This window comes from Xanthomonas sp. WHRI 6108 (assembly GCF_040202385.2).
GTDB classification, from domain to species: Bacteria; Pseudomonadota; Gammaproteobacteria; order Xanthomonadales; family Xanthomonadaceae; genus Xanthomonas; species Xanthomonas arboricola.
The window spans coordinates 2,231,659-2,253,965 of record NZ_CP168198.1 but is presented as its reverse complement, the minus strand read 5'-3'; the positions used below and the strand labels follow the sequence as shown (position 1 = coordinate 2,253,965).

At 65.4% G+C, this 22,307-nt stretch carries 19 protein-coding genes; 14 read left to right on the top strand and 5 right to left on the bottom strand.

The window, feature by feature from the left end:
* Nucleotides 1–49 precede the first annotated feature (49 nt).
* Complete coding sequence (locus tag ABQ039_RS09665; protein WP_180968744.1) at nucleotides 50–1,327, top strand: methyl-accepting chemotaxis protein; 1,278 nt, start codon at nucleotides 50–52, stop codon at nucleotides 1,325–1,327.
* A gap of 84 nt (nucleotides 1,328–1,411) precedes the next feature.
* Nucleotides 1,412–1,696 carry a hypothetical protein gene (locus tag ABQ039_RS09660; RefSeq protein ID WP_047128680.1) on the top strand — a complete coding sequence of 95 codons (285 nt, stop codon included), beginning with the start codon at nucleotides 1,412–1,414 and terminating at the stop codon, nucleotides 1,694–1,696.
* An 894-nt stretch (nucleotides 1,697–2,590) separates the two neighbouring features.
* Here the strand turns inward: ABQ039_RS09660 and ABQ039_RS09655 are convergent.
* Nucleotides 2,591–5,377, bottom strand: a complete 2,787-nt coding sequence (locus tag ABQ039_RS09655) for an EAL domain-containing protein (RefSeq protein WP_179465880.1) — start codon at nucleotides 5,375–5,377, stop codon at nucleotides 2,591–2,593.
* 120 nt (nucleotides 5,378–5,497) lie between these two features.
* Here ABQ039_RS09655 and ABQ039_RS09650 point away from each other — a divergent pair, with 120 nt between their 5' ends.
* Nucleotides 5,498–7,630 (top strand): PAS domain S-box protein, encoded by a 2,133-nt coding sequence (locus tag ABQ039_RS09650; RefSeq protein ID WP_184612020.1) that lies wholly within the window; start codon nucleotides 5,498–5,500, stop codon nucleotides 7,628–7,630.
* A gap of 3 nt (nucleotides 7,631–7,633) precedes the next feature.
* Nucleotides 7,634–9,355 carry an EAL domain-containing protein gene (locus ABQ039_RS09645; RefSeq protein ID WP_016901733.1) on the top strand — a complete coding sequence of 574 codons (1,722 nt, stop codon included), beginning with the start codon at nucleotides 7,634–7,636 and terminating at the stop codon, nucleotides 9,353–9,355.
* A 152-nt stretch (nucleotides 9,356–9,507) separates the two neighbouring features.
* Here ABQ039_RS09645 and ABQ039_RS09640 read toward each other — a convergent pair whose 3' ends face one another.
* The 4 genes from ABQ039_RS09640 to flgA all read right to left on the bottom strand — a co-directional run bounded on the left by ABQ039_RS09640 (nucleotide 9,508) and on the right by flgA (nucleotide 12,257).
* Nucleotides 9,508–10,734 carry an ATP-binding protein gene (locus ABQ039_RS09640; protein WP_039527359.1) on the bottom strand — a complete coding sequence of 409 codons (1,227 nt, stop codon included), beginning with the start codon at nucleotides 10,732–10,734 and terminating at the stop codon, nucleotides 9,508–9,510.
* A 152-nt stretch (nucleotides 10,735–10,886) separates the two neighbouring features.
* The gene (locus tag ABQ039_RS09635) at nucleotides 10,887–11,219 is read right to left on the bottom strand and encodes a hypothetical protein (protein ID WP_024939614.1); all 333 of its coding nucleotides are present in this window, start codon (nucleotides 11,217–11,219) and stop codon (nucleotides 10,887–10,889) included.
* Between the two features lie 15 nt (nucleotides 11,220–11,234).
* A complete protein-coding gene (gene flgM, locus ABQ039_RS09630; protein ID WP_016901729.1) occupies nucleotides 11,235–11,546 on the bottom strand; it encodes a flagellar biosynthesis anti-sigma factor FlgM in 312 nt (103 codons plus the stop codon).
* A gap of 66 nt (nucleotides 11,547–11,612) precedes the next feature.
* On the bottom strand, nucleotides 11,613–12,257 hold the full coding sequence (flgA, locus tag ABQ039_RS09625) for a flagellar basal body P-ring formation chaperone FlgA (RefSeq protein ID WP_024939613.1): 645 nt from the start codon (nucleotides 12,255–12,257) through the stop codon (nucleotides 11,613–11,615).
* A 364-nt stretch (nucleotides 12,258–12,621) separates the two neighbouring features.
* On the opposite strand from flgA, the gene ABQ039_RS09620 reads away from it, so the two are divergent.
* The 10 genes from ABQ039_RS09620 (at nucleotide 12,622) to flgJ (ending at nucleotide 22,298) form a co-directional block, all read left to right on the top strand.
* Complete coding sequence (locus ABQ039_RS09620) at nucleotides 12,622–13,566, top strand: chemotaxis protein CheV (RefSeq protein WP_016901727.1); 945 nt, start codon at nucleotides 12,622–12,624, stop codon at nucleotides 13,564–13,566.
* Between the two features lie 348 nt (nucleotides 13,567–13,914).
* Nucleotides 13,915–14,316, top strand: a complete 402-nt coding sequence (gene flgB / locus ABQ039_RS09615) for a flagellar basal body rod protein FlgB (protein ID WP_024939612.1) — start codon at nucleotides 13,915–13,917, stop codon at nucleotides 14,314–14,316.
* Between the two features lie 3 nt (nucleotides 14,317–14,319).
* Nucleotides 14,320–14,727 carry a flagellar basal body rod protein FlgC gene (flgC, locus tag ABQ039_RS09610; RefSeq protein WP_005914451.1) on the top strand — a complete coding sequence of 136 codons (408 nt, stop codon included), beginning with the start codon at nucleotides 14,320–14,322 and terminating at the stop codon, nucleotides 14,725–14,727.
* Nucleotides 14,728–14,764: 37 nt separating this feature from the next.
* On the top strand, nucleotides 14,765–15,436 hold the full coding sequence (locus ABQ039_RS09605; RefSeq protein WP_016901725.1) for a flagellar hook capping FlgD N-terminal domain-containing protein: 672 nt from the start codon (nucleotides 14,765–14,767) through the stop codon (nucleotides 15,434–15,436).
* Between the two features lie 31 nt (nucleotides 15,437–15,467).
* Nucleotides 15,468–16,691 (top strand): flagellar hook protein FlgE, encoded by a 1,224-nt coding sequence (gene flgE / locus ABQ039_RS09600; protein WP_016901724.1) that lies wholly within the window; start codon nucleotides 15,468–15,470, stop codon nucleotides 16,689–16,691.
* 144 nt (nucleotides 16,692–16,835) lie between these two features.
* Nucleotides 16,836–17,591: a flagellar basal-body rod protein FlgF gene (gene flgF / locus ABQ039_RS09595; protein ID WP_349777815.1), complete on the top strand. Its 756-nt coding sequence runs from the start codon at nucleotides 16,836–16,838 to the stop codon at nucleotides 17,589–17,591.
* A gap of 881 nt (nucleotides 17,592–18,472) precedes the next feature.
* Nucleotides 18,473–19,258 (top strand): flagellar basal-body rod protein FlgG, encoded by a 786-nt coding sequence (flgG, locus tag ABQ039_RS09590; protein ID WP_016901723.1) that lies wholly within the window; start codon nucleotides 18,473–18,475, stop codon nucleotides 19,256–19,258.
* 38 nt (nucleotides 19,259–19,296) lie between these two features.
* Nucleotides 19,297–19,989 (top strand): flagellar basal body L-ring protein FlgH, encoded by a 693-nt coding sequence (gene flgH / locus ABQ039_RS09585; RefSeq protein ID WP_016901722.1) that lies wholly within the window; start codon nucleotides 19,297–19,299, stop codon nucleotides 19,987–19,989.
* 10 nt (nucleotides 19,990–19,999) lie between these two features.
* A complete protein-coding gene (locus ABQ039_RS09580; RefSeq protein ID WP_039521506.1) occupies nucleotides 20,000–21,118 on the top strand; it encodes a flagellar basal body P-ring protein FlgI in 1,119 nt (372 codons plus the stop codon).
* 1 nt (nucleotide 21,119) lies between these two features.
* Entirely contained in the window at nucleotides 21,120–22,298 is a 1,179-nt protein-coding gene (gene flgJ, locus ABQ039_RS09575) for a flagellar assembly peptidoglycan hydrolase FlgJ (RefSeq protein ID WP_184612024.1), read from the top strand.
* Nucleotides 22,299–22,307 lie beyond the last annotated feature (9 nt).

Below are 22,307 nucleotides of genomic sequence, written 5' to 3'. Positions count from 1 at the left end.
TCCCGGTGTGCTACACGCGCTGGCGGTCGCTGGCGCGTGTCAACAAAGCTTGAACGGGCGAGACGATGTGGCGATCGTCGCTAAAGACAAAGGGGGTACGGCCGATACAGCAACCGTGACTCTGCCGAGAACGCCCATGTATTCACGTCCACTTATCCGTCTGGCCGCCCCTTTGGCCCTGACCTTGCTGTTTCCCTTCGCTGTCGGATTCGACTGGCCCGCTTCGGTGCGCTGGGCGATCCTGGCGACCATGACGCTCAGCTGGCTCGGTTTCGCTGCCTGGGTGACCTACTCCCAGTTCCGGCGTCATCCGGACCAGACCCGCATCCTGCGCGAGCAGGACCAACTGCTCAACGAACTGCGTACGTTCGTCAGCAACGAAGTCGACGGATCGCGCTCGGAAGTTGAGCGTGCCCGCGAACTGATCCGCCAGGCCGTGTCCGGTCTTGGTGGCAGCTTCGAAGCGATGAACCGCAAGTCGCGCCAGCAAAGCCAGGCATTGGCCCGCATCGTCGACCGTGCCGGTGACGACGGCAGCGCCGGTGTCGACGTCGCCCGCTTCGCCCAGCACGCCAGCTCCCGCATGGAGCAACTGGTTGAAGCGCTGGAACAGGTGAGCGGCCAGAGTACCAACACGGTGCACCACATCGATGAGATGGCCCAGCACCTGGATGGCATCTTCGCGCTGCTGGAAGACGTCAAGTCGATCGCCGACCAGACCAACCTGCTGGCCTTGAACGCCGCCATCGAAGCAGCCCGTGCCGGTGAAGCCGGTCGCGGCTTCGCGGTGGTCGCCGACGAGGTGCGCAATCTGTCCGAGCGTTCCACCACCTTCAACGAACAGATCCGCAAGCTGGCACACAGCTCCAAGGAATCGATCGCCAAGGTGCGTGAAACGGTCTCGCAACTGGCCTCGCGTCACATGGATCGCTCCCGCGAAGCCCGCCACGAATCGGCGGCAATGCTGGAGAACGTCGCGCAGATCAACGCCTCGCTGGGCGACGGCATGCGCGAAATCTCCGAATGCGCGCGCTCCATCGACGGTAGCGTGGCCGAAGCGGTGCGTGCTCTGCAGTTCGAGGACATCGCCACGCAGACGCTGAGCGGTATCCACACCCACCTCGATCGCCTCACCGCGATCAACCGCGAAGCGGTGGCGCTGCAGGAACTGCTGCATCGCAATGGCGGCGTGTACGACAGCGATCTGGTCGCCGCGCTGGCCAAGGTGTCCAACCGCCTGCGCGACATGCGTGTGGAATGGGAGCGTCCGCCGCACAAGCCGGTGGCGCAGCAAGGCATGGGCGCCGGTACGGTCGAGCTGTTCTAAGACCGATGCCACGCACTGTCTGATTTCCGACATTCCCCGGCCTTCCGGGGATTTGTCGTTCCGCAACAACCTGGTATTCCGCTGATGACGCTCCTTGCCCCGCCCACCGATGCACCCACGGCCGTGCTGGAATCAGCCGCGCTGGCGGCTGCACACGCCCAGCGCATTGCGCAAAGCGACGCTGCCCGGCCCGCGCTGCGCAGCGTGCGCATGCCGGCCGCGCTGGAACGGCTGGAGCGTGCCGCCCGTGCGGAAGTGCAGGCAATGCAGCACCCGCGCCGCAGCTGCAGCGAAGAAGAACTGCTGTTCGCGACCGTGGCCTGGGACCTGGGGCTGGATGGCGCCGCTGTGGACGTATCCGGACGCTGACGTTTCTGTGCGACAGCGGGGCGTGCCTCGGCAGGCGCCCCGCTGGCTGTATTCACTGCCCGACCTGTGGCGTTTGTGCATCAGGCCGTGCCACCCGGCGTGGCGCCGAACACGCAATGCCGTGCGATTGCAGCACCAGGGTGAGGTCTCCCCTGCCCGTCTGCTCGACGACTTCCACGACACCATGTCGGGTGTAGAGCGCCTAGCTCTGTAGCTTGGCAGCAGGGCCCTTGCCTGCCCACCGTTGCGGGACACGCCGTGAATCCGTCCCTCGATGCTCTTACTGCGGCATCCATGCCGCACAAGGTCCCGCGATGATGAGCGGGCTGCGCCGGCACGACGCTACTTCTGCTCAGAATCGCGGCGTGTACCTTTTCGGTCGTCTGGCGGGTGATGGATCAGGTGTAAAGCACCCAGCTTGCAGGTGGCTGCAGGGCCCTTGTCCGCCCACCATCGCGGGACACGCCGCAAGTACGTCCTTGTAGGCTCTTACGCGGCATCCATGCCGCGTAAGGTCCCGCGACGGTAGGCGGGCAAGGACCAGTCGAGATGGTAGGTGTGTGTGGTTGCAAGCAGAGCATGAGGTGCATTGTTCGGATCACCTTGCGTCCGAAAATCTTCCTCACGCAAGCCGAATAACAGGCAGGCTTTCGACAGGCAGGCTATGGACTTCTCAAAGTCTCAAGGCCTTGCAATATGTGTGTTTTTGTCTGGCCACCGACCAACTCTCTGGCGCGGTGCCCCTGCCGGTTGCTGGAACCCGAGGAGCCTCCAGGGATGGATTCACGGCGTGTCCCGCAAGTGGCGAGGGCATCGCGCCCTCGACTCGCTGAGCTTTCGAGCGGCGCATTTCAATAGGGCGGCGGGCGACGCCTGGCGCTGCGACAGCTTGCGTCAGTTGGCAAGGACCAGACGTGCGCCGAGGCGCATGCCGGCTTCGGCTTCACGCAGCCACTGCGCCATGTCGCGCGGCGACAGCGGCCGCGAGTAGAAGTAGCCCTGGATTTCGTCGCAGCCCTGCTGGCGCAGCAATGCGTCTTCCTGCACCGTTTCCACGCCTTCGGCGACCACCTGCATGCCCAGCGCGTGGCCCAGATGCACGATGGCCTGGGTCACTTCGGCGGTGTTGGCGTCGTCGAGCATGCCTTGCACGAAGCTGCGGTCGATCTTCAGACGCTGCACCGGGAAGCGGTTGAGGTAATGCAGGTTGGAGAAACCGGTGCCGAAGTCGTCCACCGCCAACAGCACACCATTCTGTTCGAACAGCTCGAAGCAGCGGCGCAGCGAGTCGGAATCGCGGATCAAGGCCGATTCGGTCAATTCCAGTTCCAGGCGCGATGGCGACCAGCCGTTGTCGCGGCAGATTTCCAGTACGCGCTCGGCAAAGCCGCGCTCGCGCAACTGCACTGCAGACACGTTGACCGCGATGCGGCTGAAATTGAGCCCGGCGCGGTCCCAGACCACGGCCTGACGGCAGGCCTCGCCGATCACCCATTCGCCCAGGCGCACGATCTCGCCACACTCCTCGGCAATCGGAATGAACTCGACCGGGCTGCACTGGCCATGGCCGGGGCGATTCCAGCGCATCAGCGCTTCGATCGCCGGCGAGGATTCGCCCACCGTATTGACCAGCGGCTGATAGACCAGGGTGAACTCTTCGCGTTCCAGCGCACCTTGCAGCGCGTGTTCCAGCTCCAGGCGGCGCTGGGCGCGCATCAGCACGTCCTGGCTGTAGTAATGGAAGGTATTGCGGCCCGATTCCTTGGCTGCATACATCGCCGCATCGGCGGCGCGCAGCAGGCTATCGAAATCCGAGAGGCCTTCACCTTGTAGCGCGATACCGATGCTGGCACCGAGCTTGAGGGTGACGTGATCCTTGCGCAGCGGTTCGCCCAGCGCGCTGATCAGCTTGCGCGCAACATGGCCGGCGTCTTCCGGTTCGGAGAGATCGCGCAGCAGCACGATGAATTCGTCGTCGCTGAAACGACCGAACAGGTCGCTGTTGCGCAGATGCTGGTGCAGGCGTGCGGAGGCCAGCTTGAGCAGATTGTCGCCGGTGGCGTGACCGAAGGAATCGTTGATGCTCTTGAAGCCATCCAGATCGATCAGCAGCATCGCCAGCACCTGGCCGCGCTCGTGCGCTTCGCGGATCGCGTTCTCTGCCTGCTCGCGCAGCAGGAAGCGGTTCGGCAGACCGGTCAGGCGATCGTAGTGGGCCAGCAGCTCGATGCGCTCGTTGGCTTCGCGTTCGCGGGTGACGTCGCGGAACAAGGCGACGAACCGCGGCGGCAGGCCTTCACGACGATCCAGCTCGATCAGCACCTGTACCCAGATCCGCTGGCCGGAGTTGCGGTAGAAACACAGCTCCAGCTGTTCGGGCAGGCCGCCGTCGGAGATACGCAGCAGCGCCGCCTCGAAGGCGTCGCGCGAATCCTGCGTGTACAGCGACAGCGCCTGCTCCAGGGTGATGTTTTCCTTGCGCAGGCCATGGATGCGGTAGCACTCCTCGGTCCACTGCATGCGCCGTGTGTCGACCTCGATCTCGCAGCCGCCGATCTTGCCCAGCGCAGACACGCGGTTGAGCAGCTCGGTGCGCCAGCGAATCAATGCATCGGTCTGGCGCTGCTCGGTGACATTCTGCAACTGGCCGAGCAGACGCACCATGCCGCCATTGCCGTCGAACACCGGCTGTGCCCAGACCCGTAGGTGATGCGGATTGACGCCGGCAAGCCCGTTGATTTCCAGCTCGAAATGCACCGGCAGGCCTTCGTGCTTGATCTTGCGCCAGGCACTGCGCAGATGCGCGACCGACGGCCGGCCCAGCAGGCGCAGGATGTCGCGAATGCCCTGCAGGCGCTGCTGGGTCATGCCGAGCTGTTGCAGGAAATCCGGCGACACCCACAGCGTGTCCTTGAGCGTGTCCCAGCTCCAGCTGCCCATGCTGGCGATGCGCTGGGCCTCTTCGAGCTGGGCCTGCTGCTCGCGCAGCTGCTGCTCGAGCAACTTGTGGTGGTGCACATCGGTATGCGTGCCGACCATGCGCAACGGGCGGCCGTCGGCGGTCCGCGAGACCACGCGGCCGCGATCCAGGATCCAGCGCCATTGGCCGTCGTGCTGACGCAGGCGGAATTCGGCGGTATAGGTATCGGTGCGGCCGTCCAGGTGCGCCTGCACGGCCGCACTGACCAGCGCGTGGTCGTCGGGATGGATCAGCCCGGACAACGCGGTGAGATTGTTCGGCAACGGCTGTTCGGAATATCCGAGCATGCGGGTCCAGCGCTCGGAGCGGTAGACCACATCGGCTGGAATGTCCCAGTCCCACAGTCCGTGATCGGCACTGTCCAGGCCAATTTCCCAGCGGCTGGTACCGTCGGCGCCCATCGGCTCGGGAATGCTCAGGGTGAAGGCCATGACCTGGCCGTGTTCGTCGCTGACCGCGCGCAGCCAGCCCTCCAGACGCCCGCCACCAGTACCCGGCAGCACGCAGGCGGTCATGCCGCCGCTGTTGGCCACCTGGGCCCGACTGCTTTCCAGGACTTCGGCATAGGCGCCAAGGGTGGCCGGCAATCCCAACGATTGCGCAACGCGGTTGGCCGCCAGAGGCTGACCATGCGCATCCAACAACACCACCGCCGAGGTCAGCGGGTGCTGCAGCATGCTTGCAATGACGCCTGAGTCCACTCTGGAACACTCCGAAGAATCGACCCCGGCCTTCGGAGTCGCAATGGATAACGGCCGTTTCCCCGATTAGTTGAGGCGCGTGTTTCGGGCTCGACCGAACCGGGACGAGTTGCGGCTAAGATGGTTGCATCGCCAGCACCAAAGGTCGTCCGCGGACCCATGCCTCATCCTGTCGCCGCGCCCGCGTTTTCGTCCGCTCCCGTGTCCCGTCTTCGCCTCGCCGAGCGCCTGCAGCAAGGTCTGTGGACCCTGACCGGGCTGTATCTGCTGGTCGGGGTGATCTGGCTGCTGCTGGGCAACCGGCTGCTGCACCTGGCCGGCGCTGCCATGCCGGAACGCTGGTCAGACGCCAGCTTCCTGCTGGTGTCGAGCGTGGTGATCCACTTGGTGCTGCGCCGTTTCGTGGCGTTGATCGTGGAAGAGCACGCGCAACTGGCGCAATCGGAGGCGGTGCTGCAGGCCAAGTTCCTGGCCCTGCCCAGCCCGGCGCTGATCTACGACCTGGCCACGCTGCGCATCCTGGATGCCAACCCGGCAGCGCTGGAATTCTTCGGCTGGGAGCGCGACGAATTCCTGCAGCAGACACTGCAGGCGATCTGGCCCAACGCCGACGGCGCGCGCCTGGAGGAAATCATCGCCCAGATCCGCGCCAAGGGCGACGCCACCTGCACCCTGCACGAGGATCTGCTGACCCGCAGCGGCCCGCGCCATGTCGAGATCCGCAGCAACCAGCTGCATCTGGCCAGCGGCCCTGCCCGCCTGGTGGTCACCGTGGACCGCAGCGAGGAACGCCAGGCACAGCATCTGCGCGACGAGGCGTTGCAGCGGCTGGAAGAAGCGCAGAGCATCGCGCGGCTGGGTTCCTGGCAGCTGGATCGCGCAACCGGACTGGGGCGCTACTCGCCGGCGGTGTACCGCCTGCTCGGCCGCAGCGTGCCGATGCATCGGCGCGAGCATCGGCTGGAAGAACTGCTGACCGCCTCGGACACAGCCACCCAGGCGCGGATCGAACGCATGATCGAGGACATGTGCACCGGTGGCGACGTGCAGATCGATGTGCTGCTGCCGCTGACCGGCGGCGATTCGCAGCCGCGCACCGTGCATCTGCGCGCCGAAAGCGTCACCAACCCGAACGGCGCCCGGCATATCCATGGCACGCTGCAGGACGTCAGCGAGCGCGAGCAGTCGCGCCGCTTGCTGCGCGAGCGCGAGGAGCAGTTCCGCGAGCTGGTCAGGGTGCTGCCCGATGGCGTGCTGATCCTAGCCGACGAGCACGTGATGTATGCCAATGCCGCCGGGTCGGTGCAGTTCGGTTTCCAGGGCGAAACCATCCTGGGCGAGCCGCTGCAGACGCTGGTCGGCGACAGCGACCTGCCGGTGGTGCGCGAGTACCTGCGCGCGGGCAGCGATCGCAACGAGCCGGTGTCCAGCGCACGGGCGATGCGCCGTCGCGATGGCAGCACGTTCTATGCCGGCCTATCGGCCGGCGATATCCGCTATGGCGGACGCAGCTGCAAATTGCTGGTGGTACGCGACCTGAGCGAACCCGAGCGCATGCGCGATGCGCTGGCTGAGAGCAATGTCGAGTTGCAGGCGATGGCCAAGCGCCTGTTTTCGCTGCAGGAGGACGAACGCCGCGCGATCTCGCGCGATCTCCACGACGACATCGGCCAGGCGATCACCGCGATGAAGCTGTCCGCGCATGCGGCGCTGGACGAGCCGGATCCTGACGCGCGCCGCGAAGACCTGCTGGAAGTGGTGTCGCTGGCCGACAGCACCGTGACCAAGCTGCGTAACCTGTCGATGCTGTTGCGTCCGCCGCAGCTGGATGCGCTGGGCCTGGAAGCGGCCCTGCGCTGGCAGGCCTCGATGCTGTTTCGTGCATCGCCGGTGCGGCTGGAGCTGGACATCCAGGCACTGGACGTGCGCCCGGGCAACGAGATCGAGCAGGCGTGCTTCCGGATTGCGCAGGAAAGCCTGACCAACGCGCTGCGCCACGCCTGCGCCGGCGAAGTGCACATGCGGCTGTACTCGATCGACAGCGAGAGCTTCCGCCTGGAAGTCAGCGACGACGGCGATGGCTTCGAACCGGAAGGCCCGCGTGGGCTCGGGCTGATCGTGATGCGTGAGCGTGCGCAAACCGTCGGCGGTGCGCTCGCGATAGAATCAGCACCCGGAGCAGGCACGCGCGTGACGTTGCGCCTGCCCTATCACCCGGTCGGCGAGTCCGTCCACGACGATGGTGGACGTTAAGTCATGTGGAGCCCCGTAATCCCGCCCGGACTGGAAATCGTCAAACCCACCCGCCTGGGCGCGGGCAATCCCGAACTGCTGCATCTGGTGGACGCTGCCGCATCCGGCGGCCCGCCGTTGATGGTGTTCCACATCGATATCGATCACTTCGCCTCGATCAACGAGAACATGAGTGCCGAAGTCGGTGATCAGGCGCTGACGCTGGTGGCGCGCCGGCTGCAGGATTTTCTCGGCACGCGCGGCAAGTTGTGGCGTCATGGCAGCGATGAAATGGTGGTGGTGGCGGTGCGTCGCGAAGACACCCCGCTGCCGGAGGATTTTGCCGAAGAGATCCGCCAGCAGTTGGAGCTGCCGCTGTCGGTGCTGCCGTACACCTTGTTCATGACCGGAAAGGTCGGCATCAGCCTGTGCCCGGAACACTCGACCTCGCTGTCGATCCTGCTCGACTACGCCGAAGAAGCCAGCTACCAGGCCGCACGCGAAGGCGGCAATACGGTGCGGCTGTACACGCGCAACTCGACCACCAATGCGCATAGCGAAAGCATCATTGCGCGGCAGATCGTCGATGCGATCCCGCATGGCGAACTGCGGCTGCGCTACCAGCCGCTGGTGAGCGCACGCGACGGCCGCATCGTCGGCATGGAAGCGCTGCTGCGCTGGCAGTCGCCTACCCTGGGCATGCTGGTGCCGGAGCGCTTCATGCGCACCGCCGAGCGCCTGGGGGTGATCGTGCAGATCGGCGAATGGGTGCTGCAGAACGCGGTGCGCCAGGCGCGGCTGTGGCGCGACCAGGGCTTCGACGATTTCAGCATCGCGGTCAACGTGTCCACGCTGCAGCTGTTGCGCCCGGGTTTCTTCAACGAAGTGATGGCGATGCTGCAGACCGCCGGCGTGCCGGCGCAGTTCGTCACGCTGGAGATCAACGAAAGCGCGTTGACCAACAACGTCAACTTCGTCCACGAGACGATGGCCAACCTGCGCAACGAAGGCATCAGCCTGAGCCTGGACAACTTCGGTACCGGCGATTCCAGCCTGAGCGCGCTGGTGCGCTATCCGGTGGACCGGCTGAAGATCGATCGCAGCTTCATCAAGAGCGCGCCGGCCGGCAGCCGCGAGGCGGCGATTGCGCGCGCGATCATCGCGATGGGCCACCAGCTCGGCATGACAGTGATCGCCAACGGTGTGGAATCGCAGGCGCAACTGGGCTTTTTGCGGCGCAACGATTGCGACATCTTCCAGGGCTACCTGTTCGGCGAACCAATGTCGGCCGAGTCGGCCGGCATGGCGCTACGCCGCCGCTACCTGCGTCCGGAATCGTTCGCCGAAAGCCGCCCCGACCGCACGCTGCTGCTGCTGGACGACGAAGAAAACGTGCTGCGCTCGCTGGTGCGCCTGTTCCGCCGCGATGGCTACCGCATCCTGGCCGCCGGCAACGTGCGCGACGCCTTCGACCTGCTCGCCACCAACGACGTGCAGGTGATCCTGTCGGACCAGCGCATGAGCGACATGAGCGGCACCGAGTTCCTGGGCCGGGTCAAGATGCTCTACCCCGACACCGTGCGCCTGGTGCTGTCCGGCTACACCGACCTGGCCACGGTCACCGAAGCGATCAACCGCGGCGCGATCTACCGCTTCCTGACCAAGCCCTGGAACGACGACGAACTGCGCGAGCACATTCGTCAGGCATTTCGCACGCATGATGAGCTGCGTAACGGCCGGGAGTAGGGATTCGGGATTGGGGATTGGTAAAAGCAAAAGCCAACAGCGATATTCCTGAGCCGCAATCGGAGATTCGCTGAGCAAGGCAGACGGCAAGAGCGCGGCAAAACCGTTCTTGCCAACCCCTAATCCCGACTCCCCAATCCCAGCGCGAAGCGCTACCGCGGCTGCCGCACCGGTAGCACGATGCGGAAACTGGCGCCCTGCCCCGGGACGCTTTCGACGTCGATGCGGCCGTGGTGCTTGTTGATGATGCCGTAGGAGATCGACAGGCCCAGGCCGGTGCCGCTGCCGACCGGCTTGGTGGTGAAGAACGGGTCGAAGATGCGTTGCAGCAGGTCCGGGGCGATGCCCGCGCCGCTGTCCTGGAACTGGATCCAGACATTCTCGGTCTCGTCGCGGCCGGTGGTGACGGTGATCGTGCCGCGCTCGACGATCGCCTGGCCGGCGTTGAGCAGCATGTTCATGTAGACCTGGTTGAGCTCGGACGGCAGGCATTCCACCAACGGCAGCTCGGCGTAATTGCGCTCCAGCGTGACCTTGTACTTGAGCTCGTTCCAGATGATGTTGATCGTGGATTCGAGACCGGCATGCAGGTCGACCATCTTCCACGACTCGGACCGGTCCGAATACGAGAAGTCCTTGAGGTCGCGCACGATACGGGTGACTCGCTCGATGCCCTCGCGCGATTCGGCCATCAACTGCGGCAGGTCGCGGCTGATGAAGTCTATGTCGGCGCGGTTGCGGATCTCGTCGATCTCCGGGATCAGCGCCTTCGGATCCGGCGCCTGCAGTGCGCGCTCATAGGCTTCGATCAGCGTGAACAGGCTGCGCAGATATTCCTGCAGGCTGCCGAGATTGGAATGCACGTAACCGATCGGATTGTTGATTTCGTGCGCCACGCCGGCAGCCAGCTGGCCGATGGAGGCCATCTTTTCCGACTGCAGCAGCTTGTCCTGCGCGCCGTTCAAACGCAGATAGGCCTGCCGCAGTTCGGCATGGCGCTGCTGCAGCTCGCGCTCGTAGTCCTGCTGGCCTTCGATGTTGTGGAACAGCGCCAGGAAGTGCCCGACGCCCTGCTCCTCGTTGTAGTACAGATGCGCGATGACCACGCGATCGGCCACCGGCAGGCTGCCGGTCCAGCTGCCCTTGCTGCGCGCCTGATTCAGCGCATCCGACGGCAGCACCTGCGAGATCCGCTCGCCGAGATTGCGGTCGTCGGCAGGATCTTCCTTGCACAGGCTCTGGCGGGCGATGGCGTTGGCCAGGATCAGCTGCCCGTCGGCGCGGAACAGCAGCACGCCCTCCAGCATCTGGTCGCCGAAGGCGCGCAGCATGGTCGAGGACGGTAACAGGGTTTGATTGAGAAAAAACTTGGCAGTCACGGGACAGGGCGGCGTAGAGGACACTTCAATATACGCCGAACCGCCCAGGCCTCGTATTGCGCGGGGCCACGCTCTTGCACGCCGGGCAGCTCAAAGCTGCGCCGCAAACACCTGGTCCAGCCTGCGCGTGCGCTCGGGCACGCTGCGGTGGTTCAGGCCACTGCCAACGAACGACCGCCGCGCAGCACGCTCGATTGGCCCTTGGCGTCGTAGGAGGGCGCACTCTCGGTGCGGCCCAGATGACGCAGTGCCCAGTTCACCTCGCGGCGCCGGCGTGCCAGCAGCGCGCCATTGGCGCGATTGGCTTCGGCCAGTTCGCGCAGCCGCTCTTCTTCGCCCTGGGGCATTGCCGCTTCCAGCGCGCGCAGTGCCGACAGCTTGTCCTGCGTATGGCGCATCAACCCATCGATGTCGTTCTCGAGTAATGCCTGGCGTTCGCCGGCCAGCGCATCGCTGAGACGTTGCAGGAACTCGTTCACGTTCATCCTTTGGGTCGGGGATTAGCCCGCCAGTTGCTGATTCAGATCCATCATGCGGCTGGCGATGGCATCCGGGTTGATGGAGTAGCTGCCGTTCTGCAACGCATCCTTCACTGCCTGGACGCGACCGGTGTCGATCGCCGAGGACTGCGACAGCGTGCGCTGCAGGTTCTGCAGGTTGGTCGCCTCACCGGTCAGCTTGACGCTGTCGGTCGGCGGCAATGCGGCGATCGGGGACGCGCGATCTTCACCGGCCGAGGCGATCTTGCTGCTCGTGGCCGCGGTGCGAAGGGTTGCAGCGGTCGGTAGATTGCCTTCGATTTTCTGGCTCATGTCGGGAACTCCTCTACAGGTCGTAGGGGATAACGGCATGCCAAAAAAAAACTTTATAGCGATTTTCTATCTGGACACCACAACGGTCCCGCTCGCTTCGACGATCCCCTGCACCACCCGGCGCGAAGAGGAATTTTCCACCGAAACCCGCTCGTTCTCGCCGGCATCGGACAGCGCGCGACCGCTCATGCGCACCTCCAGCCCGCCATTGCGCGCCACCAGCGGCACGGTATCGCCGCGCCGGACCAGCCGCTGGGTGACCAGATCGTTGGCCGACAGCAGCGAGCCGGCCGGCAGGATGCGCCGGGCGGTCTTGCCCACCGCCGCCACCGGATCGGCCAGCACCGCACCGACGATGCGGGCGGCGTCACGCTTCTCGATACTGATATCGGCCAGCGAGATGGTTTCTCCAGCACTGATGCCGCGGCGCAGCACCAGCACATCCTGGTTGCGGCGCACCTTCAGCGGCACGAACAGGCGCCAGCCGGCCGGCTGCGGGCAGGCCACTTCCACCGTATTGGTGCCGGTCGGCTGCGCCTGCAGCGCGATCGGGCAGGCCGGCATGCGCAAGCCCGGATCGAGCGTGGCCTCGGCCTCGGCATCCGGGCCAACGGTGGCCAGCGCCGCAGCGCGGATGGAATCGACAGACTGATAGCTCTGGGCCCAGGCCGGAGCGGCAGCCAACAAGATGACAAGCAGGAGCAGGCGCATGGGACCAGATCCGGAGGGAGACGGAACAGGCAGTGCAAGAGGCGTGCCTGTTTTTTGCCGGGATTGGGGAGTTGGGATTGGGGATTTGTAAAAGCGGCTTGGCGGGTGATTCATTTGGCCGGTGCCAAGGCCCTTTGAGCCAGCGCGTCTATCCGACCAACTGTCTCCGAAGTCTTCAGGGCTGCAGAAGCAGTAACGGCCTGACCAACGCGCTCATTCACGCCTTTGAGCCAATCCCCAATCCCAAATCACCAGATCCCGGCGCTTGAGCCAATCCCGAATCCCGACTCCCCAATCCCGACAGCGCCCCCACGCCAGGCTAAAACCGCTCAAGTTTTCCGAGGGCGCTGTCGATATCTGCCCCATGACCCACGATCTGCTCAACCGCATCGACCAGCGCACGCGTCTGGCTGGCCACAACCGACTGGCCCTGCTGCTGTTCCGGCTGGGCGGGCGCCAGCTTTTTGGCGTCAACGTGTTCAAGGTGCAGGAGGTGCTGCGCCGCCCGGAGCTGTTCCAGGTGCCCGGCCTGCCGACCGAGTTCGCCGGCGTGGCCGACGTGCGCGGGCGCTCGGTGCCGGTGCTGGACCTGGGCCTGGCGATCGGCCACCCGGAACGCGACGCGCACTCGGAAAACGGCCCCGGCTATCTGGTGGTGGCCGAATTCAACCGCTCGGTCCAGGGCTTTCTGGTCAGCGGCGTGGAGCGCATCGTCAATATTGCGGTGGAAGATATCCATCCGCCGCCGGAACTGGGCGCCGAAGCCACTTATTTGACGGCGGTGACGCGCTTCCAGGGCGAGTTGATCCAGGTCATCGACGTGGAAAGCGTGCTCGCCGACATCGCCAAGGTCAGCAAGGACGTGCAGCTGGATCCCTCGCTGCAGCTGGTCGCCTACGACCGGCAGTTCCAGGTACTGGTGGTGGACGACTCGCGCGTGGCGCGCCAGCAGATCCGCAGCGTGCTCGACCAGCTCGGCGTCTCGGCGACCTTGTTGTCCGACGGCCGCCAGGCGCTGGACCACCTCTTGCAGGTGGCTGCATCAGGCGAGAATCCGGCCGACCGCTATGCGATGGTCATCTCCGACATCGAAATGCCGGCCATGGACGGCTACACGCTGACGACGGAAATCCGGCGCACGCCGGGCCTGCAAGGCCTGTACGTGCTGTTGCACACCTCCTTGTCGGGCGTGTTCAACAACGCCATGGTCGAACAGGTGGGCGCCAATGCCTTCGTGGCCAAGTACAGCGCCCACGAATTGGCCGACTACGTGCTGGCGCGCCTGAAAGTGGTCGCCGAAGCGGCCTGAGCAAGCCAGGCGGCTGCCGGGTCGGAGCCGATGGCAGCGACAAGGCGCTGCGCCGGGCTTCCAAGAGCCCGGCAGCATTGAAGTCGGGGCGGTGTGCATCAACCCGCTTTAAAGTGACATCCGCTGACGCCGGACGTGGCCGGATCGCGCCTCGGTTAGTGCCGAACCTTCCGGCCTGGCGCGCCTGAGTGAACCAGCTCCGCGACGGACGCAGGTTCACCGCTTCTCCCGGACGGCCAAGCCGCCGTTCGTCGGCAGCTCCGATTGTTCTCCGCGTTCCGCGGCCCGTACCACCTCGATTGGCACAAACATTGCTTTCTCCCTGGTAACACCTCGCGGGAGAGCACCGTGTCCAATTCCATCTCGTCCTTTCTAGGCATCCACGGCGATGCTCTGCCGCTACGCGAGCAGCGCATGAAGCTCATTGCCAGCAATCTGAGCAATGTGGATACCCCTGGCTACAAGGCAAAGGATCTGAATTTCGAGGCGGCGCTCAAATCGGCCGAAGGCGTGCGCGACGGCACCCTGCTGCAGACCACCGACGCCAAGCATTACGAGATCGGCAGCAGTGCCGGACTCAACCCGTTCCAGATCACCCGCGAATCCGACCAGCCCAGCCTGGACGGCAATACCGTCGATCCCGATGCCGAACGTGCTGCCTACGGCCGCGCCGCGCTGGAATACCGCGCCTCGCTGAGCTTCCTCGAATCCAAGGTGCGCTCGATGCTCACCGCGATCACCGGCCAATAAGTCATGAGCAATCTACCCATCTTCGATGTGGCCGGCTCGGCGCTGCACGCGCAGTCGGTCCGCCTGAGCACCATCGCCTCCAACCTGGCCAATGCCGACTCCGTCGCTGGCTCGGCCGAGGCGACCTACAAGCCGATCGAGCCGATCTTCCAGGCCCAGCAAAGTCGCCAGGACCCCAGCCTGACCTCGGTGAACGTCAAGGAGATCACCACCACCAACGCTCCGCCGATCCGTCGCTACGAGCCCGGCCATCCGCTGGCCGATGCCGATGGCTACGTGTTCTCGCCGGACGTGGACCCGGTCTCGCAGATGGTCAACATGATCTCGGCCTCGCGCAACTACCAGGCCGGCGTGGAAATGCTCAACACCGCCAAGGAACTGGCGCTCGCCACCCTGACCATGGGTCGCTGACCCTCCTAGCTGACCCTTCCCTTACGGACCCTTTCACATGAGCACGATCGGTAGTGACCTCTACACCAGCCTCGGGCTGACCTCCAGCAGCGCCACGGCGACCAAGAAGAAGGAGGAATCGCTCGGCCAGGCCGACTTCCTCAAGTTGATGACCGAGCAGCTGCAGCACCAGGACCCGCTCAAGCCGATGGAAAACAGCGCGTTTCTGGGCCAGCTGGCGCAGTTCTCCACCGTGCAGGGTATCGGCGACCTCAATACCAAGGTCAGCAGCTTCTCGGCAGCGCAGAGCAGCGATCAGGTGCTCAAGGGCGCCTCGCTGGTCGGGCACAACGTGCTGGTGCCCTCCGCACAGCTCGCCATCGATGCCACTAATTCGGCCAAGGGCGTGGTCGCCGCGACCTCGGCCGGCACCGTCAATTTCGAAATCACCGATGCCAACGGCGCCTTCGTCAAACAGCTCAGCGTGCCGGCCAGCGCCGCCGGTGAAGTGTCGTTTGCCTGGGACGGCACCGATGCCAACGGCAACCGCATGGCCGCCGGCAAGTACGGCGTGACCGCCACCCAGACCGACACCGCCGGTTCCAAAAGCAAGTTGTCCACCTATGTCGACGCGCCGGTGGACAGCGTCACGATCGGCTCGGACGGCCTGTATCTCAACCTGACCGGGCTAGGCACTTCCCCGCTCGCCAACGTGCTCCGCGTCAGCTGAGCCGGCAACCGACACTCAAAGGACCTCATCCATGGCTTTCAATACCTCGTTGTCCGGCATCAACGCAGCCAATGCCGATCTGAACGTCACCTCCAACAACATCGCCAACGTCAACACGACCGGTTTCAAGGAATCGCGTGCCGAGTTTGCCGACATGTTCCAGAGCACCAGCTACGGCCTGTCGCGCAACGCGGTGGGTTCGGGCGTGCGCGTCAGCAATGTGGCGCAGCAGTTCTCGCAGGGCAATATCGACCCGACCGGGCGCAGCCTGGACCTGGCGGTCTCCGGCGAAGGCTTCTTCACCGTGACCTCCAACGGCGCCAAGATGTACACCCGCGCCGGCAACTTCCAGACCGATGCCAACGGCTACGTGATCAATCCGCAGGGCGCGCGCCTGCAGGTCTTCGCTCCCAACCCGAGCGGCAACGGCTTCGACGTCGGCCGCCTGTCGGACCTGCAGCTGCTCACCACCGACAGCCCGCCCAAGTCGACCTCCACGGTCAACCTGGCCTTCACCCTGCCCGGCAATGCCACCGCCCCGTCGGTGACCCCGTTCAGCCCGGCCGACGACAAGACCTACAGCCACTCCACCGGCGGCATCAACGTCTACGATTCGCTGGGCGTCAGCCATGTGCAGACCTCCTACTTCGTCAAGACCGCCAACCCGAACGAGTGGCAGGTGCACAACTACGTGGACGGTGCCGCGGTCGGCGCGCCCACCACGCTGCAGTTCTCCGATACCGGCGCGTTGACCACCCCGGCCAACGGCATCATCACAATGGACCCGTTCACCCCGAGCACCGGCGCCGGCGTGCTGAACATGCAGCTCAACGTCAGCGGCTCGACCCAGTACGGCGAAGCCTTCGCGCTGCGTGACACCCGCCAGGACGGTTACGCCAGCGGCAAGCTCAACGAGATCAGCATCGATACCAGCGGCGTGGTGTTCGCGCGCTACTCCAACGGCGCCGACAAGCCGCTGGGCCAGGTCGCGCTGAGCACCTTCGTCAACCCGCAGGGCCTGCAATCGCAGGGCAACAACATGTGGGCCGAAAGCTACACCTCCGGTGCCGCCCGCACCGGCGCGCCGGACACCTCGGACCTGGGCCAGATCGAATCCGGCTCGCTGGAATCGTCCACGGTGGACCTGACCGAGCAGCTGGTGAACATGATCGTGGCCCAGCGCAACTTCCAGGCCAACTCGCAGATGATCTCGACCCAGGATCAGGTCACGCAGACGATCATCAATATTCGTTAACGGCTGGGATGAGTGATTGGGGATTAGGGATTGGCAAGAGCCGGTACTCCGTCAAGCGGATACCGGCCCTACCCCCTCTTCTGCCAGGTCGCAATAGCCCGCGTTTACGAATCCCGAATCCCGACTCCCCAATCCCGGTGCCTCATGGACAAAGCTCTCTACGTTGCGATGACCGGCGCCCGCGCCTCCCTGCAGGCGCAGGGCACCGTGTCGCACAATCTCGCCAACGTCGATACGGTGGGGTTCAAGGCTGCGTTGGCCAATACCGAGGCGTTCAAGATCCAGGGCAAGGGCTATCCGTCGCGGATCGATGCGCTGCATGTGGACCAGGGTTTCGACCGCAGCCAGGGCCACCAGAAGGTCACCGGCAACCCGCTGGACGTGTCGCTGCAGCAGGACCGCTGGCTGGCGGTGCAGTCGCCCGACGGCAGCGAGGCCTACACCCGCAACGGCGAGCTGGCACTCACCGCCAATGGCCAGCTGGTCACCGCCAATGGGCATGCGGTGCTGGATGAGGGCGGCAACCCGATGACGATCCCGCCGCACCAGGCGATGGAGATCGGCAGCGACGGCAGCATCTCGATCATTCCGCAGGGCGAAGGCCCGCAGACCATGGCCATCGTCGGCAAGATGAAGGTGGTCGACGCCCCCGCCGACCGTTTGACGCGGCGCCCGGACGGGCTGATGCGTAACACCAGCACCGACCCGGCGCAGGCGTTTGCAGTGGCCACCGGCAAGACCATCAACAGCGGCATGCTGGAGGGCAGCAACGTGGATGCCGCCGGCGCGCTGGTGGAGATGATCCAGCTGCAGCGGCAGTTCGAAATGCAGGTCAAGATCATCAAGAACGGCGACGACAACGCGCAGTCGGCCAATTCGCTGCTGCGGGCCAGCGGCTAAGCGTCACTGGCGCCCATTGACGCACCGCCGGTTGACTTGCCGCGCTGCTGAGCACCTGGATGGCGGCCGCCCGGGGGACGTGGCTCGCGAGCGAAGTGACATGTCGTTCGACTCTGACTCCTGCGGTCTCGCAGGTGGTTTGTACGCGCTTGACGCTGACTACCGATGGTTTGTCGACCAGGTGTGTGCGGTTGGCAATGCTGTTGATCTGGGCATTCGCTGCAGAGCGGCTGGTTTGTGACTTGGCTGCAGGGCCCTCGCTCGCCCACCATCGCAGGACACGCCGCAAGTACGTTCGTGTAGGCGCTTACGCGGCATCCATGCCGCGTAAGGTCCCGCGACGGTGGGCCGGCAAGGACCTGTCGAGATGGTCGGCGTGCATGGTGCAAACAATGCCTGACGTGGGTTGCTTGGATAACGGCGCTTCCAATGATCTTCTCAATGCAAGCCGAGCAATGGACAAGCTTTAAGAAAGCAACCTTCAAACTCTCTGGTGCGGTGGCCTCGCCGATTGCGGGACCGTGTGGCGGCATGGATGCCGCCACCGAGCCTACATGGACGTACTTGCGGCGTGTCCCGCGGGCGGTGAGGACACCGCGCGCTCCCAAGAACCCTTCCGCACGCAGCGCCAAGGGTTCACACGTCGTCGCACATATCGCTGACCGGGGAACGATCTAGCGCACCTGATCTGCCGCGCAGGTGTCCACCGCTTCCGCTTAGCCGCTACCTGCCCGCCGCCAGCCCGTCCAGCGCAGGACGTCGCGCCCGCTGCGCGTGATCCAGTGCACAGCCGGCAAAAATCCGACGCGGGTTTGGCACGGCACGTGCATATACCCACCCGTACCCGGAACACATCCCCGGGTCTAACGAGGAATCGGGTCATGAATCAGGCTTTGTGGGTCGCCAAAACCGGACTGGATGCGCAGCAGACGCGCATGTCGGTCATTTCCAACAACCTGGCCAATACCAATACCACCGGCTTCAAGCGCGATCGTGCGGCGTTCGAAGACCTGTTGTACCAACAGGTGCGTGCGCCGGGCGGTTCCACCTCCGCGCAGACGCAGCTGCCGACCGGCCTGCAGCTGGGTACCGGCGTGCGGGTGGTCTCCACCTTCAAGGGCTTCGACCAGGGCAGCCAGCAGCAGACCGGCCGCGCGCTCGACGTGATGGTCAACGGCCGCGGCTTCTTCGAAGTGCAGATGCCTGACGGCACCTCGGCCTATACCCGCGACGGCACCTTCCAGATCAATGCGCAGGGCGAGCTGGTCACCAACAGTGGCTACCCGCTGCAGCCGGGCATCCAGATCCCCGAAGGCGCGCAGTCGCTGACCATCGGCAACGACGGCACCATCAGCGTGACGCTGGCCGGCCAGGCCGCCGCGCAGGAAATCGGCGCGTTGACGCTGACCGACTTCATCAACCCCTCGGGCCTGCAGTCCAAAGGCGAGAACCTGTTCGTCGAAACCACCGCCTCCGGCCCCGCGCAGAACGGCACCCCCGGCCTCAACGGCCTGGGCAACACCGTGCAGGGCGCGCTGGAAGGCAGCAACGTCAACACGGTGGAAGAGCTGGTGAGCATGATCGAAACGCAGCGCGCCTACGAAATGAATGCCAAGGCGATCTCCACCACCGACTCGATGCTCGGTTACTTGAACAACAACGTCTGATCGGCCCGCCGGTCGCTGCCCTCTCAGGAATCCACGCCATGTCCCGCCTGCCTTCTCTCTCCTCCCTGTGCCTCGCCATTGCCTGCAGCGCGCTGCTGGGCGGCTGCGTGGCGGCCGGCGATGTGCGGCCGTTCGCCGAACTGGCGCCGATCGTGCCGGTGGTCGCGCCGGTGGCGCAGCCCACCGCCGGGGCGATCTACGCCGCCGGCCCGAGCCTGAACCTGTACGGCGACCGCCGCGCCCGCGATGTCGGCGATCTGCTGACGGTGAACCTGGTGGAAAGCACCACCGCCTCGTCCACCGCCAATACCAGCATCAGCAAGAAGGACGCGACCACCATGGCCGCGCCGACGCTGCTGGGAGCGCCACTCACCGTCGGTGGCTTGAACGTGCTGCAGAACTCGTTGAGCGGCGATCGCAGCTTCGACGGCAAGGGCAACACCGCGCAAAGCAACCGCATGCAGGGCAGCGTCACGGTCACCGTGATGCAGCGCCTGCCCAACGGCAATCTGGTGATCCAGGGGCAGAAGAACCTGCGCCTGACCCAGGGCGACGAACTGGTGCAGGTACAAGGCATCGTGCGCGCCGCCGACATCGCCCCGGACAACACCGTGCCCTCGAGCAAGGTGGCCGACGCCCGCATCGCTTACGGCGGCCGCGGCGCGATCGCGCAGTCCAATGCGATGGGCTGGCTGAGCCGCTTCTTCAATTCCCGTCTGTCGCCCTACTGAGCCTGCGACCATGAACCTGTCTTCCCTGCCCTTCCGTCTGCTGGCTGCCGCTGTGGCGGTCTGCGCGATCGCCGCGCCGGCCTCGGCCGAGCGCATCAAGGATCTTGCCCAGGTCGGCGGCGTGCGCGGCAACGCGCTGGTCGGTTACGGCCTGGTGGTCGGCCTGGACGGCAGCGGCGACCGCACCAGCCAGGCGCCCTTCACCGTGCAGAGCCTGAAGAACCTGCTCGGCGAGCTGGGCGTCAATGTTCCGGCGAACGTCAATCCGCAGCTGAAAAACGTCGCGGCCGTGGCCATCCATGCCGAACTGCCGCCGTTCGCCAAGCCCGGCCAGCCGATCGACATCACCGTGTCCTCGATCGCCAACGCGGTGTCGCTGCGTGGCGGCTCCCTGCTGATGGCACCGCTGAAAGGCGCCGACGGCCAGGTCTATGCGATGGCGCAGGGCAACCTTGTGGTCGGTGGCTTCGGCGCGCAGGGCAAGGACGGCTCGCGGGTGTCGGTCAACATTCCCAGCGTCGGCCGCATTCCCAACGGCGCCACCGTCGAACGCGCATTGCCGGACGTGTTTGCCGGCAGCGGCGAGATCACCCTCAACCTGCACCAGAACGACTTCACCACCGTCTCGCGCATGGTCGCGGCGATCGACAGCAGCTTCGGCGCCGGTACCGCGCGTGCGGTGGACGGGGTGACCGTGGCAGTGCGCTCGCCGACCGATCCCGGCGCGCGTATCGGCCTGCTGTCGCGGCTGGAAAATGTCGAACTGTCTCCGGGCGATGCCCCGGCCAAGGTGGTGGTCAATGCACGCACCGGCACGGTGGTGATCGGCCAGTTGGTGCGGGTGATGCCGGCGGCGATCGCGCATGGTTCGCTCACCGTGACCATCAGCGAGAACACCAACGTCAGCCAGCCGGGCGCCTTCAGTGGCGGCCGCACCGCGGTGACCCCGCAGTCGACGATCACGGCCACCTCCGAAGGCAGCCGCATGTTCAAGTTCGAAGGCGGCACCACGCTCGATCAGATCGTGCGTGCGGTCAACGAAGTGGGCGCCGCTCCCGGCGACCTGGTGGCCATCCTGGAAGCGCTCAAGCAAGCCGGTGCGCTCACGGCGGAGCTGGAGGTGATCTGACATGCGTATCGCAGCCTCGCCCATTGATCTCAACCCGAGCACCAAGGCCGATCCCGCCAAGATCGACAAGGTCTCACGTCAGCTCGAAGGACAGTTCGCGCAGATGCTGGTCAAGAGCATGCGCGATGCGAGCTCTGGCGACCCGATGTTTCCGGGCGAAAACCAGATGTTCCGCGAGATGTACGACCAGCAGATGGCCAAGGCGCTGACCGATGGCAAGGGGCTGGGCCTGTCGGCGATGATCTCCAAGCAGCTGAGCGGCGACACCGGCGGCCCGGCGTTGAATACCTCGCTGAGCACCGCCGATGCCGCCAAGGCCTATTCGCTGGTGGCCGGCAAGCGCGACGCCTCGTTGCCGTTGCCGAGCCGCGATGGCGCGGCGACCGGCGTCGGCGCAAGCACCGGCACTGCTGCAGGCATCGGCGCAGGCGGCCTGCGCGGCATCGGCATGAGCCAGGTGCTGGATCTGATCGCCGGGCGCACCGGCAGCAGCGATGCCGGCAGCGACGATGCGGCCGCGCTGAGCTGGCCCTCGGCCAACGATCGCTGGAGCGATGTGGCGGCCAGCGATGCCGCCGATGCCAACGCCGCGGTCAATGCGAGCGCGGCGAGCAGCGCCGCCGCCAGCCTGGGCGAGCGTACCCCGGAAGGCTTCGTCGCCAAGATCTGGACGCATGCGCAGAAGGCCGCGCGCGAACTGGGCGTGGATCCGCGTGCATTGGTCGCGCAGGCCGCGCTGGAGACCGGCTGGGGCCGGCGTGGCATCGGCAATGGCGGCGACTCCAACAACCTGTTCGGCATCAAGGCCACCGGCTGGAGCGGCGACAAGGTCACCACCGGCACCCACGAATACGTCAATGGCGTCAAGACCACCGAAACCGCCGATTTCCGCGCCTATGGCTCGGCCGAGGAGAGTTTTGCCGACTACGTGCGGCTGCTGAAGAACAACAGTCGTTACCAGCCCGCGCTGCAGGCCGGCACCGATATCAAGGGTTTTGCACGCGGCTTGCAACAGGCTGGATACGCCACCGATCCAGGCTACGCAGCCAAGATTGCGGCGATCGCCAACGGTCCGACCATCGACCGTGCAGTAGCCGCGATCGGCAACGCGGCGGCCGACCTGTCCAACCGCTATGCCAGCACCGCCGAGCCTGCTGGGCTCGGCACCATTCGTCGTTGAGGTAAACGC

Bases quoted from the DNA above. Each gene is read 5' to 3' on its own strand.
- flgG (WP_016901723.1), top strand. From the start codon at position 18,473: ATGAATCAGGCTTTGTGGGTCGCCAAAACCGGACTGGATGCGCAGCAG.
- ABQ039_RS09645 (WP_016901733.1), top strand. From the start codon at position 7,634: ATGTGGAGCCCCGTAATCCCGCCCGGACTGGAAATCGTCAAACCCACC.
- flgH (WP_016901722.1), top strand. From the start codon at position 19,297: ATGTCCCGCCTGCCTTCTCTCTCCTCCCTGTGCCTCGCCATTGCCTGC.
- flgF (WP_349777815.1), top strand. From the start codon at position 16,836: ATGGACAAAGCTCTCTACGTTGCGATGACCGGCGCCCGCGCCTCCCTG.
- flgM (WP_016901729.1), bottom strand. From the start codon at position 11,546: ATGAGCCAGAAAATCGAAGGCAATCTACCGACCGCTGCAACCCTTCGC.
- flgE (WP_016901724.1), top strand. From the start codon at position 15,468: ATGGCTTTCAATACCTCGTTGTCCGGCATCAACGCAGCCAATGCCGAT.
- flgA (WP_024939613.1), bottom strand. From the start codon at position 12,257: ATGCGCCTGCTCCTGCTTGTCATCTTGTTGGCTGCCGCTCCGGCCTGG.
- ABQ039_RS09620 (WP_016901727.1), top strand. From the start codon at position 12,622: ATGACCCACGATCTGCTCAACCGCATCGACCAGCGCACGCGTCTGGCT.
- ABQ039_RS09660 (WP_047128680.1), top strand. From the start codon at position 1,412: ATGACGCTCCTTGCCCCGCCCACCGATGCACCCACGGCCGTGCTGGAA.
- ABQ039_RS09580 (WP_039521506.1), top strand. From the start codon at position 20,000: ATGAACCTGTCTTCCCTGCCCTTCCGTCTGCTGGCTGCCGCTGTGGCG.
- ABQ039_RS09605 (WP_016901725.1), top strand. From the start codon at position 14,765: ATGAGCACGATCGGTAGTGACCTCTACACCAGCCTCGGGCTGACCTCC.
- ABQ039_RS09650 (WP_184612020.1), top strand. From the start codon at position 5,498: ATGGTTGCATCGCCAGCACCAAAGGTCGTCCGCGGACCCATGCCTCAT.
- flgJ (WP_184612024.1), top strand. From the start codon at position 21,120: ATGCGTATCGCAGCCTCGCCCATTGATCTCAACCCGAGCACCAAGGCC.
- ABQ039_RS09635 (WP_024939614.1), bottom strand. From the start codon at position 11,219: ATGAACGTGAACGAGTTCCTGCAACGTCTCAGCGATGCGCTGGCCGGC.
- flgC (WP_005914451.1), top strand. From the start codon at position 14,320: ATGAGCAATCTACCCATCTTCGATGTGGCCGGCTCGGCGCTGCACGCG.